The following is a 13,501-nucleotide window of genomic DNA, read 5'->3' as shown; positions in this document are numbered from 1 at the left end:
CAAGCCCGTTGGGTGCATATGTGAAGATCAGATTCGCAGATTTTCGCGTCTGATCATTCGGCGACGAAAAGATCACGCGCGGCGCGGACGACCCGGCTGATATGGTCGGCGACGGCGGCGACCCCGCGGGTATCCTTGGTATCGGGATGCAGCAGCATCCAGTAATTTCGGGTAAAGCGGATATCGGGCAGCAGACGGATCAGGTCGGCCACATCACGGGTGGCGTAATCATGCAGGATGCCAATGCCATGCCCGTTGCGCACTGCTTCCATCTGGGCCACGACACTGCCGCATTCAAATCGGCGCTTCATCAGTTTGCCAAGGCGGGCGGCGTAATCAAGCGCGCGGCTGTAAATCAGGTCTTCGATATGGGTGACAAAAAGCCGGTCGGTCAGGTCGCGTTCAGACCGGATGGCACCATACTGTTTTATGTAGCTTTGGGAGGCATAGACGCTAAGCGTGTAGTCGGTGAGCTTTTTGATCACCAGCCGCCCCTGTTTGGGGCGATCAAGAGTGATGGCGATGTCGGCTTCGCGTTGGGACAGCGAAAAGGTGCGCGGGAGGGGCACCAGCTGGATCACCAGATCGGGATGTTTTGCCGCAAAGCCCGCCAGTTCACGCGCCAGGAAATAGTTCCCAAGTCCATCGGGCACGCCAACGCGCACGGTGCCTGCGATGCCTTCTGCTCGGCTGGGGAAGGCGGTGCCGACTTTAAGGAATGCGGATTCAGCGGCCTCTGCCGCACCCATTAATGCCTTTCCTGCCTCTGTCAGTTCCGATCCGGTGGTGCGCCGTTCGACAAGCTTGGTGCCGAGTTCCTGTTCAAGTGCGGTCAGTTGCCGACCGACCGTGGCATGGTTCAGGCCAAGCTGACGGGCCGCCGAGAGGATCTGCCCCTGGCGTGCGACGGCCAGAAAGATGCGAATGCGATCCCAATCCATGATCTATCGACTTTAAAAATTGCACATCGAATTTGCAATAATGATAATTGATGTGCATCCATATGCATATCCATAATTAAACCACTTTGCGGACGGTCTTCTTATGATCCGCAACAAAAGATCATCACGATTATCGGGAGAAGCCGAATGTCCAGCCAGATCACCCATTACATTAACGGCAAACGTGTCGCCGGGACTTCCAGCCGGACAGCGGCCGTGTTCAACCCGGCCACCGGTCAGCAGAGTGCGACGGTTGACCTTGCATCGAAGGCCGATGTCCGTGCCGCGGTGGAAAGCGCACGTGCAGTGGCCGCCGAATGGGCCAACACCACGCCGCTGCGTCGTGCCCGTATTCTCAATAAATTTCTTGGTATCCTTGAAAGCCGTTCCGAAGAACTGGCCGCCGCGATCACTGCCGAGCATGGCAAGGTGCTTTCGGATGCGCTGGGCGAGGTCACCCGCGGGATCGAGGTTGTTGAGTTTGCCACCGGCGCGCCGCAGCTTTTGAAGGGCGAGTTCACCGAAAATGTCGGCACCAAGGTTGACAGCCATTCGGTGCGTCAGCCGCTTGGCATTGTGGCCGGTATTACGCCGTTCAACTTCCCGGCCATGGTGCCGATGTGGATGTTCCCGGTCGCCCTTGCCTGCGGTAACTGTTTCATCCTGAAACCATCCGAACGCGATCCGTCGGCGTCGCTTCTACTTGCCGAATGGCTGAGCGAAGCAGGTCTTCCCGACGGCGTTTTCAACGTTGTGCAGGGCGACAAGGAAGCGGTTGATGCGCTTTTGTTTGATCCGGATGTCAGCGCGATCAGCTTTGTCGGTTCGACCCCGATTGCGAAATATATCTATGAAACCGCGACTGCGCAGGGCAAGCGTTGCCAGGCGTTGGGCGGTGCGAAAAACCATATGATCGTGATGCCCGATGCCGATATGGATCAGGCGGTTGATGCCCTGATGGGGGCGGCATATGGGTCGGCTGGTGAACGCTGCATGGCGATTTCGGTTGCGGTGCCGGTGGGCAAGGCGACGGCGGATGCGCTGGTTGAAAAGCTTGTTCCGCGCATTAACGAGCTTCGGGTTGCACCGGGGACAGATCCGGCAGCCGAGATGGGGCCGCTTGTGACGGCACAGCATCGCGACAAGGTTGTCGGTTACATCAACAAGGGCGTTGAAGAAGGCGCGAAGCTGGTTGTTGATGGCCGTGACATTCGTTTGCAGGGCTATGAAGACGGCTATTTCGTTGGCGGCACCCTGTTTGACAATGTCACACCCGACATGACGATTTATAAGGAAGAAATTTTCGGCCCGGTCCTGTCGATCGTACGGACCGATGATTTCGAAACCGCGGCTGATCTTGTTGATAGCCACGAATACGGCAATGGCACTGCGATCTTTACCCGCGATGGCGATACGGCGCGTGAATTTGCCAACCGCACCCAGACCGGCATGGTCGGCATCAATGTGCCCATCCCGGTTCCGATGGCGTTCCATTCATTTGGCGGATGGAAGGCATCGCTGTTTGGCGATCATCACATGCATGGCATGGAAGGGGTGCGGTTCTACACCCGCCTGAAAACCATTACCTCGCGCTGGCCAACGGGCATTCGCAAGGGGGCCGAATTCGTCATGCCGACGATGAAGTGATTTTCGCAAGATCGTGAAGACATAAGGTGGCAGTCCCGAGGGGCTGTCACTTTTTTTGATATGTCTTGCTTTACACCAATGCTTCGCGACTGGTGGCAGAAAGGGCAATGGTATCTTTATCAAGTTCCAGAATTCTGGAGTGAAATTGTTCCAGTGAAGCACGGTGTCCGATGCTGATCAGAATTGTGTCAGGCAGTTCTTCTTTCAGATAGCGGTAACAGAGGGTTTCCGCGTTTTCATCAAGTGCGGATGTGCTTTCATCAAGGAAGAGAATTTTCGGTTTTCGCAGTACAGCGCGCACAAAGGAGCATCGCTGCTGTTCGCCAATGCTGAGTTTCTTTGACCAGTCGGTTTCGCTATCAAGCTGTTCAATCAGGTGCCCCAGTTCAAACCGTTGCAATGCATGCGACAAAGCCGGATCATTATTGGCATCAGCAATTTGCGGATACCAGAGAATATCATGCAACTTTCCAAGTGGAAAATATGGTTTCTGGGTTAGGATAAGAGCGTTTTCCGTGTCGTAAGCAGCGCTGCCAGAGGCGTGTTTCCACAAGCCGCAAACAGCACGGATCATTGTGGATTTTCCAAAGCCGGACGGCGCACGGATAAGAAGGCTATCCCCCGGTGTCAGTTGCAGGGAAAAATCGCGCAGAAGCGTTTTTTCGCCACCGGGAAGCCATAGGTTGAGTTTCTTGATTTCGAAAGCATGTGGTAGATGGCGGATATTGACGCCGGAATTGCAAGAAAGCGCATCGAGCCTGTTCTGGAAGCCGGTTAATCGGTCGACGACAGATTTCCATTCGGCAATTTGCGGGAAGACCCGGACAAGATATGCCATGGCTTCGTGAACTTCGCCGAAGGCGGCGCTGATCTGGGTCAGGCGGCCAAGGGGAAATGCCCCGGCAAAGAATTGCGGTGCCATGATGAACATTGGGATCACGGTGGCCGTACGCATATAGAATGTGGAATAGCCGAGCACGATTTTCTGTTTTTTGACCAGCTCCCAGAAGTTCTGAAGGGCGGCTTCCAATCGTGATGAGAAGGTCCGCATTTCGGCTTTTTCGCCACGATATTGCGCAATTGATTCCGCATGTTCACGAAGGCGCATCAGGGAAAACCGGAAATCAGCTTCGCGGCGTTGCTGCAAGAAATTAAGCCCGGGAAGGGCACGCCCCAGCCAGAATGCACCACCCGTCCCGGCAATCGAGTAAAGCAATGCAACCCAGACCAGTAGTCCGGGGATTACCAGACTTTCGGTTCCGAATGGAATTGTCACAAGGCCTGATGCGTTCCAAAGAATATTCAGGAAAGAGAAGAGCGACACCAAAGCAGTCATCAGCCCAAGACCGAGTTTGAGCGAAATGACGATGAACATGTCGATGTCATCGGCAACCCGTTGATCCGGGTTGTCTGTTTCCGGAGAGTCCAGTTGCAAGAGAAGGTATCGTTGATCTTTCAGCCAATCCTGAAGCGTGTTTGTGATTGACCAGCGCAGCCACCGGATCGTCAGTTTTTGTTGAAAGTGAAAAGCTGCGACAGTGAAGGTCGTGAGGGCGACTTGTAACAGGATGAACTGGCCGCCACTGATCAGGAAAGCATCGTAATCCAGAGCCTGCAAGGCGTTATAAAAGTTCAGATTCCAGAAATTGTTCAGGATGTTGACCCCGACAAGCCCGAGATTCATGAGGATGGTCGCAGCCAGTAACAACAGGGCAGGGATTTTTTCAGACGATGTCCAGAAAGGGCGCGCAAGTCGCCAGAAGCCCTGCAAAGTATTCATGATGCCTCAACTGATCGGGATAAATCAGATTGAGTTTATAGAGGCAGCTCGTTATGGTCGCAATGCTAATAATACTGATTGGCGTTCTCATTTTTTAGCAGGGGCTTGCTATGGAATTACCAGACTGGCTTTGCCAAACATGGCCCCCCATCCGTCAAGTCATCCGGACAGATCATTGCGGGTTTTCTTCCGTCAGGCTGCAGCAGCTTCCACGGGAAGACGTTCTGTTTCCGATGCTTGATCGGTTCGCCTTGGTCTATTCGGCAGCAAAGCGACCACCCATCGCGTCCCAGTGGTCAATGAATTACCTTAGTGTTCTGTTCCCGGCGGTATTGGCGGGAATATTGGCCCGAAATTTGGAAATTCGGGTTTGGGAGGGGGATGTCGAACTTTTGCATGATGACGCCCGCCCTGTGGCATTAAAGGTCATGGAACGGCTTCCGTCATTTTCATCCGACCAGATCGCAGGCTATTGGGAGCGCGTGTTAAACGACCATCTGGACCCGTTGTTTGCGACGATTTCCGCGTGGGGTGGTGTATCGACCAAAGTGCTGTGGGGAAACGTTATCGCGGTCTGGGACGGGGCGTTTGACAGATTGCGCGATGCGCTGGACCCCGAAACCTTTTCCAAGGCCCATCAATGGATGGAGACGCCGGTTGTTGCCGATGGCCGGTTAAAGATTAGAAGCTTGCAACGTATTGTTGCTTCGCCTGTCCCGGATATTTGTTCAAGCATCCCGTTAAGGAAGCATTGCTGTCTGCATTATCTGCTTCATACGCCGGTTGTCGGAAAGCCGGAGGTTTTATGCGAAGCATGTCCGCGATTGCACAGGCAGCCGTTGGCCGAACAGGAGAGCTATCTGCGGTCCATTTACCATGAGCATGGCTGAATTGAGGTGCGACTTATCGGCTCGGTCTGGGTGGTATGTATCTGCATCTTCTGTGTGCTTCTCCTCAAAAAAACTAATTCACTGAAAATACGTGCTTATTATAGCGAATAATAACTATTGTCATTTGCAATTGATCGTGCTTAATCATTCGCAACAGATGTTTCAGGGAGCGGGGGAAGGCGGGAAACGGACAGTGTGAACCTTCTGACTTCTTTACCGCAACGCTTGAAAAAATGTGGTTCTGAATGGGAAGCAAGGTAATGCAAGTTTTCAGTAAAAACTCTTTGGCGCTGGCGGTGGCTTCCAGCGCGCTGGGTATCACGCCGGTATTTGCGGACGAGGAAGTGCCGCAGGAAGTTATTCAGCTAGAAGAAGTTATCGTCACAGGAGAAAAAATCCAGCGCAGTCAGGACAGGACACTTTCGAGTGTTGCGGTCAGCACCAGCGAAGATATCCGCAAAGAAGGAGCGAAGACCCTTCAGGATGTGCTGAGTGGTACGCCTGGCGTCTATACTCAGTCCGGCAACGAAAACTGGGGTATTCGCGGTGTTCCGATCCAAGGGTTTGACGAACAGGGGGCAGCCGCCCTTAACGGTGCGATTTCGGTTTATGTTGACGATGCGATCCAAAGTAACCGTCTGCTGACGGCCAATCCGCTCTCGGTCTGGGATGTTGAGCAGGTTGAAGTTTATCGCGGAGCGCAATCGACCACACAAGGGCGTAACTCGCTTGCCGGTGCGGTGGTGATGAAAACCAAAGACCCGACATTTACCCCCGAATTCGCCGTACAGGGAAATCTTGGCCGCTATGGTGAAAAGGGTTCATCGGCACTTGCCAATGGTGCACTGATTGAAGACAGGTTGGCGGGACGGTTGGCCGTCGATTATCAAACCGAGGATGGATACATCAGTAACCCGACATTGGGCGATGATGCCAATCCTTTGCGGTCGGCCAATGTGCGCGGGAAGCTATTGTTCCTGCCGTCGGATGATGTCGATGTGCTGCTGACTTTTTCGCATAATGATCAGCGTGCCGGACTTAATGCGGTTGATGCAAATGACGGTGTGCCAGATTACTTCAATGTATACGAGAATACCGAAACCTATCACAAGTTTGATCAGAATGCGGTAACGGGCAAGCTCGACTGGTATCTGGATGGTGAATGGACATTGACCAGCATCAGTTCGGCGACACTTGTTGATTATAGTGCTGCCCTTGATTTCGACAGGACGCCAACAACGTCGCAGGCGGCTCTTCGCGAGCATGAACAGACCCTTGCCAGTCAGGAAGTTCGGCTTGGTTATGATTATGAAAATCTTACCGGGTTCTTTGGTGCCTATCTTGGCCGGACGACCAGTGATATTGACGACAAGCTTGCCGTAAGCGGGACAACCGTCATGAATGAAAAGGGCAAGGTTGAAATTGACAGTTATGCTCTGTTTGGCGAGGCAAACTGGGAGTTCGTTAATGACTGGACCCTGATTACTGGTCTTCGCTGGGACCATGAGGAAAACCACACCCGGATTGACTACACGGTTGATACGCTTAATTTGGCGACGGACCCTTCTGCAAACGAAAATATCACTTCCAGTGTTTTGCTGCCGAAACTGGGCCTGAGTTATGACGTGACGGAGAACCATCTTGTCGGGGTTACGTGGCAGCGCGGCTATCGCAGTGGGGGGGTGAATCTTCGATCACTTGCCCTTCATACACCTTATGATCCTGAATTTACCGATACTTATGAACTGGCTTGGCGTGGCAATTGGCTGAACCGTCGTTTGCGGTCCAATGCCAACATTTATTACACCGACTGGACCGATCAGCAGGTTACGTTCCGTGATAGTAGTGGCAACCGCCAGGTGGCCAATGCGGCTGATAGCCGGATGGCCGGAGCGGAACTTTCGGCGCAATATCTGGTCACATCGCAACTTTCTGTGCATGCCGGTGCGTCTTACAGTGATACCAAGTACAATTCTTTTGTATCGGACGGTGTTGATTATAGCGGCCACGAATTCATGTTTGCGCCGAAATATCAGGCATCCGTCGGGGCCAATTACACCTTTGATAACGGTCTTATGATCGGAACCAATGTTGTCTATCAGGATGACAGCATTTCCAACTTTATCACTAGCGGTTCGACTGTCGTCGGTGAACGGCGTAGCGATCCGGTGACGCTGGTGAATCTGAATGCGGAATATGCCGTTGGCAGCATGACATTTACCGGCTATGTCAAAAACCTGTTTAACGAGCGTTACGTTACAGCCAATCAGAGCGATACAGTCGTCGATGTTGGCGCACCTTTGACTTTCGGGGTGGCAGCGCGTTACGAGTTCTAGAACGTCGTTTTATCTGGGGCGTAGTGCCCAAAATATTTCAGAATTCATAGGGCGGGGAACATTGGTTTCCCGCCCGGTTTTTATTGTGCTTGCGCGAAGAACTTTGAGGAATGCGACCAACGGTTTTGCTTTTCATGTGCTGCTGATCTAATCTTCGAAAAAATAAAAACAAAATGACCGGGAAGATCGGCGGAGGAATATCAATGAGATCGAGTGCAATGGGTGCGCCGGAGTTGGCGGCACCATCACCCGCAGCGCAACCGGATGGCAAGCCGGGGCCGGAATTCGGGCCGTGGCTGGAGAAAGCATCGATCCTGATCGTCGATGACGAACCGGGGATGCGCAATTTCCTTTTGCGTACATTGGGACCGCGCGCCAAACGGGTCGAGGAAGCCGCCGATTGCGAAGAAGCGACCAAGCTTCTCGATCAGCATCATTTCGATGTTGTGATCCTTGATAACATCATGCCGGGCAAGTCCGGGGTCGAGTGGCTGACCGAGCAGCGCGAAATCGGCTTTTTTTCAGATGCGATCCTGATGACGGCTTATGCCGATCTGGATACCGCGATCAAGGCATTGCGGGCCGGGGCGGTTGATTTTGTCCTGAAACCGTTTCGGTCCAACCAGATTTTGAATGCGGTGGCGCGCTGCCTTGACCGGATGCGGTTACGGCGCGAAAACCATGTTTTGCGCCATGAATTGCGCGCGACATCCGATCATGTGTTGTTGCGCGACAAGCTGATTGGTTATTCGGCGCAAATCCAGGAAATCCGTGAAACCATTGCAAGGGTCGCACCCCTTCCGACATCAATACTGATTTCCGGGGAAAGCGGCACGGGCAAGGAAGTGACCGCGCGCTCGTTACACGCGTTGTCCGACCGGGCCGAAAAGCCGTTTGTGCCGATCAATTGTGCGGCCATTCCATCCGAGATGATCGAAGCGGAATTGTTCGGGCATCTGAAAGGGGCCTTTACCGGGGCGCAAACAACGCGCGACGGGCTTTTCATGCATGCGCAGGGTGGCACATTGTTTCTGGATGAGGTCGGGGAATTGTCGCTGGCGACGCAAAGTAAGCTTTTGCGCGCGATTGAAAGTCGCCGTATCCGCCCGGTAGGGTCGGAGCGCGAGGCGCCGGTCGATCTGCGGTTTGTCTTTGCCACCAATGCCGATCTGGAGGCAGAGGTCGAGGCGGGCCGGTTCCGTGCCGATCTGTTTTACCGGATCAATGTCATGCATATCGCCATGCCGCCGTTGCGTGAGCGCGGGGATGATGTGCTGGAACTGGCCAGCCTGTTCATGAGCAAACTTTCCAAGCAGCTTGGCGTGCCGCAAGTGGCGATGGATGGGGCGGTACGGGCCGGATTGACGCGATATGACTGGCCTGGGAATGTGCGCGAATTGCGCAACCTTGTCGAGCGCACCCTGATCCTTGGGCGGTTCCCGGCCGAGTTTCGTGATGAACAGGCCGGTGCCGAAGGACATGCCGACCATGACGAAACGTTGGAGGAAATGGAGCGCCGTCACATTATGGCGATGGTGCACAAGACCGACGGCAATCGTAATGAAGCCGCACGGCGTCTGGGCATTTCGCGCAAGACAATTGACCGCAAATTTGCCGATTGGGCCGACTGATGCAGTGGCCGGGCCGCCGCACCAAACGCACCCGGTCTGTGCGGTTCAAATTGCTGGCAATTGCGTTATTGCCAACACTGGTCATCCTGCCGCTTTTGCTGGGCGTGATGATGGTGCGTTGGAACAGCAAGTTTGACGCGCTTTTGACATCAAAGGTCAATGGCGACCTGACGATTGCCCATCAATATTTCACCCATATCCTTGAAACCACCGGCGAACAGATCGAAGCCCTTGGCCAATCAGTGACGTTTCGTGATGTTCTGACATCGGGGGACCGGGCGCGGATCGATGATCTGCTGGCGGCAAAGCGGGCCGAGCTTGGTCTTGATTTCCTGTATATCGCCAATCGGCAGGGGATTGTTTCAGGGGCGTCCCCCCGGCAGGCCACCCCGCGCCTTGATGCCGACTGGCCGGTGATTGCAACAGCCCTTTCGGGGGCGTCCTTGACCGGGGTGGACATCTTTGACAATGCCGATCTGGCGGCGATTTCGCCCGATCTGGCGGCACGCGCGCAGCTTGATCTGGTGCCGACACCCAATGCAGTGCCAACCACGCGCGATGCCGAAACGCGCGGCATGGTTGTGCATTCGGCAAGTCATGTTTCCCTGCCCATGGTGGGGCCGGAGGACATTGATGGCGCGCTGGTCGGGGGCATATTGTTAAACCAGAACCTTGTGTTCATTGATACGATCAATGATCTGGTTTACCGCGAAAGCAGCCTTCCGGAAGGCAGTCAGGGGACGGCGACGCTTTTTCTTGATGATGTGCGAATCAGCACCAATGTGCGGCTGTTTGAAGGGCGACGTGCGCTGGGCACCCGTGTTTCGAGTGCGGTGCGCCAGAATGTTCTGGAAGACGGCAAGGTGTGGCTTGATAGCGCGTTTGTCGTCAATGACTGGTACATTTCAGCCTATGAGCCGATTGTGGACAGCTTTGGCGACCGTGTCGGGATGCTGTATGTCGGGTTCCTTGAAGCGCCGTTTGCCCAGACGAAATATGAAAGCCTTCTGATCATCATTGTGGCGTTTCTGTTTGTCGCGACGCTGAGCGTTCCGATCTTCCTGCGATGGGCGCGCGGTATTTTCAAGCCGCTTGAACGTATGACCCAGACGATTGCACGGGTCGAGAGCGGAGACTTTGGCGCGCGAACCCATATTGATCAGGTGCAGGATGAAATATCGCTGGTGGCGGAACATCTTGATGATCTGCTTGATCAGGTGCAGGAACGTGACAAACGTTTGCGCGCCTGGAACGAGGAACTGAACGCGCGGGTGGATGCGCGCACCAGCGAACTGCGCGAAGCCAACCGCCAGCTTGAAGCGACGACCAAGCAATTGATCATGTCCGAGAAACTGGCAGCCATCGGTGAAATTACCGCCGGTGTGGCCCATGAAATCAACAATCCGGTGGCGGTGCTTCAGGGGAACCTTGATGTGGTGCGTGATTTACTGGGCGAAAATGTGCGAATTGCCGAAACCGAATTCCGCCTGATTGACGAACAGGTCAGCCGTATCAACCTGATTGTCACCAAGCTTCTGCAATTTGCCAAACCCGAAGAATATGCCGGATTTGTCGAACGCCATTCGCCAGGCGAGGTGATTGGTGACTGCCTGCCGCTGGTGCAGCATCTGTTGAACAAGGCCGATATCGAGGTTGCGCGCGAGAGCCGGGCCAGACGGCTTATTCTGATGAACCGGACGGAATTGCAGCAGGTGGTGGTCAATCTGATGGTCAATGCCCTGCATGCCATGCCCGGAAGTGGCACCCTGACCCTGATTGACGAGGATTTTGATCGAAACGGAAAACCTGGCATTCGCATTTCGATCCGCGATACGGGAACGGGGATGTCGTCCGACATACTGGGGCGTATTTTCGATCCTTTCTATACGACCAAGCGCCGCGAAGGCACGGGGTTGGGCTTATCGATCAGCAAAACCCTGATTGACCGGCAGGGCGGGGCCATGGCGGTTGAGAGCGAGCCGGGCAAGGGCACGTTATTCACCATCTGGTTGCCTGAAGCGGATTGATTGTTCTGCCATTAGGTTGGACATTTTGTCCGGATGGTGCATTGCACAGTAAAAATTTGTTGGACATTTTGTCCACCCGCGTGCGCTGCAATATGATGATTGTCTTTCAAAAACTTCCAGAAAATCAGGCAACAGGCTGAATGGCATAGCGATTGCGAAAGTGTGTTTTCCGGGTCTTACCGATATGGCCTTGCAGCATTCAGCCGATTTGGGGGGATGGGGCCGCCGGATGAACATAATACCGGGAGGAAAAACACAAATGTTTGATCGCCTTAAAAAAGAACATATCGTCGCAGGGGACGATTTCAATCGCTGGAAAGTTCCGCCAGCATCCATCGCCATTCATCTTTGCATCGGCTCTGTCTATGCTTGGTCGATTTTCAACCCGCCACTGATCAAGGAATTCGGCGTGGTTGCGTCAAGCTCTGGTGACTGGGGCCTGCAATCTGTTGTCTGGATTTTCTCGGTCGCGATTGTATTTCTGGGGCTGGCCGCGGCATTCGGCGGAAAATGGCTTGAAGAAGTCGGCCCTCGTATGGTGGGTGTTGTTGCCGCATTTTGCTGGGGCGGTGGTTTCATCATCGGTGGCATGGGCATTGCGACCCATCAGCTTTGGCTGGTTTATCTGGGTTATGGCGCGCTTGGCGGTTGTGGCCTTGGGCTTGGCTATGTATCGCCGGTATCAACCCTGATCCGCTGGTTCCCGGACCGTCGCGGCATGGCAACCGGTATGGCGATCATGGGCTTTGGCGGTGGTGCGATGATCGCAACGCCGATCAAGGAAAGCCTGCTTTCATTCTTCTATAAGGTGCCGGAATATCTTGGCCCGGAAAGTGCCGTGAACCTTGTCACCGAAGGCGGCAAGCGTATGGCCGAAGTCGGAGGCCAGATGGTCGAGGTTGTTGTGGCCGGTGCGGCACAGGTGGCGTCGGCGCCGGTGACGATCGAGCAGGGCGTATATGTTGCGGGCACGGGCAATACCGGTGCGGCGGCGACCTTCTTTACGCTTGGCATTGCCTATTTCATCGTCATGGTCATTGCGGCGTTTTCGTATCGTGTACCGCGCGAAGGATGGCTCCCGGCTGGCTGGACACCGCCGACCGCAGATACTGCATCCAAGCGCATGATCACCCAGAACAACGTTCATATCGATCAGGCCCTGAAAACCCCGCAATTCTATATGCTTTGGATCGTGCTGTGCTTTAACGTGACGGCAGGCATCGGGGTGATTGGCGTTGCCAAAACCATGATGAGCGAGATTTTCGGCAGCACCCTGCCGCTGGTGGTCAATTCCGGCTTTGCCGCGACTTATGTGTTCATGATTTCGGTCTTTAACATGTGTGGCCGGTTCTTCTGGGCGTCGATTTCGGACTATATCGGACGCAAGAACACCTACTACTGCTTCTTCATCCTTGGCATCATCCTGTATCTGTCGATCCCGTATGCTGCGGGGCAGGTCAGTGTGAACCCGGTGGTGACATGGCTTGTGATGTTCTATGGCGCAACCATGATCATCTTCACGATGTATGGTGGCGGTTTTGCGACCATTCCGGCCTACCTGGCAGATGTTTTCGGAACCAAATATGTCGGTGGCATCCATGGTCGTCTTCTGACCGCATGGAGTGTCGCGGGCGTGCTTGGCCCGCTTGCCATCACCCAGCTGCGTCAGACATCGGTCGGCAATTCGATCAAGGAGCTGGCTGCCAAGATCGATCCGGCAGCGTTTCAGGCAAAGTTCGGTGCGGGTATGGAACAGCTTGATCAGCTGATTGCGGCCAAAACCGTGACGATTGGCCGTCTGATGGAAATCGCCCCGGCCGGGACGGTTGATCCGACGCCAAGCCTTTATAACACCACCATGTATGCCATGGCGGCCCTGCTGGTGATTGGCCTGATTGCCAACGCGCTGGTCAAGCCGATCCATGACAAGCATTACATGGAAACCGCAGCGGACCCGGCCAAACCGACCCCGACCGGTCGCGAGGCAACGTCTGAGGCGTAACACCGAACCCCGGTGCCGGTCGGCTTTGGCCCTGACCGGTACCACTGGGCCCGGGTATGTTTGTCTGTCCCCGGACCCGCCTGGACATGATAGTGCATCAATGTCATGTCCGGTCCTGTTGCAGGATTAACCCTTCGGCTTTTATGGCCATTCGGGTTATCCTGCAATCAGGACACCCGCCCCGCAAATGGTGTCCATCAATCACATAAAGTGCGCCACCAGACGGGGGTTCCCCGAAAGGCGCCGG

8 protein-coding genes are annotated in these 13,501 nt (G+C 54.5%); 6 read left to right on the top strand and 2 right to left on the bottom strand.

Annotated elements, in window-relative coordinates; genetic code table 11:
- Positions 1-53 precede the first annotated feature (53 nt).
- A complete protein-coding gene (locus tag IT971_RS14190) occupies positions 54-941 on the bottom strand; it encodes a LysR family transcriptional regulator (protein ID WP_037992681.1) in 888 nt (295 codons plus the stop codon).
- 147 nt (positions 942-1,088) lie between these two features.
- On the opposite strand from IT971_RS14190, the gene IT971_RS14185 reads away from it, so the two are divergent.
- Positions 1,089-2,588 carry a CoA-acylating methylmalonate-semialdehyde dehydrogenase gene (locus IT971_RS14185; RefSeq protein ID WP_063093460.1) on the top strand — a complete coding sequence of 500 codons (1,500 nt, stop codon included), beginning with the start codon at positions 1,089-1,091 and terminating at the stop codon, positions 2,586-2,588.
- A 70-nt stretch (positions 2,589-2,658) separates the two neighbouring features.
- Here IT971_RS14185 and IT971_RS14180 read toward each other — a convergent pair whose 3' ends face one another.
- Positions 2,659-4,368: an ABC transporter ATP-binding protein/permease gene (locus IT971_RS14180; RefSeq protein WP_063093459.1), complete on the bottom strand. Its 1,710-nt coding sequence runs from the start codon at positions 4,366-4,368 to the stop codon at positions 2,659-2,661.
- Between the two features lie 233 nt (positions 4,369-4,601).
- On the opposite strand from IT971_RS14180, the gene fhuF reads away from it, so the two are divergent.
- The 5 genes from fhuF (at position 4,602) to IT971_RS14155 (ending at position 13,254) form a co-directional block, all read left to right on the top strand.
- Positions 4,602-5,258: a siderophore-iron reductase FhuF gene (gene fhuF / locus IT971_RS14175; protein WP_007090611.1), complete on the top strand. Its 657-nt coding sequence runs from the start codon at positions 4,602-4,604 to the stop codon at positions 5,256-5,258.
- Positions 5,259-5,518: 260 nt separating this feature from the next.
- Positions 5,519-7,594, top strand: a complete 2,076-nt coding sequence (locus IT971_RS14170; RefSeq protein ID WP_063093458.1) for a TonB-dependent receptor — start codon at positions 5,519-5,521, stop codon at positions 7,592-7,594.
- 203 nt (positions 7,595-7,797) lie between these two features.
- Complete coding sequence (locus IT971_RS14165; protein WP_063093457.1) at positions 7,798-9,225, top strand: sigma-54 dependent transcriptional regulator; 1,428 nt, start codon at positions 7,798-7,800, stop codon at positions 9,223-9,225.
- Positions 9,225-11,252, top strand: coding sequence for a cache domain-containing protein (locus IT971_RS14160; RefSeq protein WP_063093456.1), 2,028 nt, complete (start codon positions 9,225-9,227; stop codon positions 11,250-11,252). Before IT971_RS14165 ends, IT971_RS14160 begins: the two co-directional genes overlap by 1 nt.
- Positions 11,253-11,511: 259 nt before the next feature.
- The gene (locus IT971_RS14155; protein ID WP_007090607.1) at positions 11,512-13,254 is read left to right on the top strand and encodes an OFA family MFS transporter; all 1,743 of its coding nucleotides are present in this window, start codon (positions 11,512-11,514) and stop codon (positions 13,252-13,254) included.
- Positions 13,255-13,501 lie beyond the last annotated feature (247 nt).

It is taken from the genome of Thalassospira sp. B30-1 (assembly GCF_015767575.1).
GTDB classification, from domain to species: Bacteria; Pseudomonadota; Alphaproteobacteria; order Rhodospirillales; family Thalassospiraceae; genus Thalassospira; species Thalassospira xiamenensis.
Note: the sequence above shows the minus strand (reverse complement) of the source record. Positions and strands in the feature narration are given on the sequence as shown.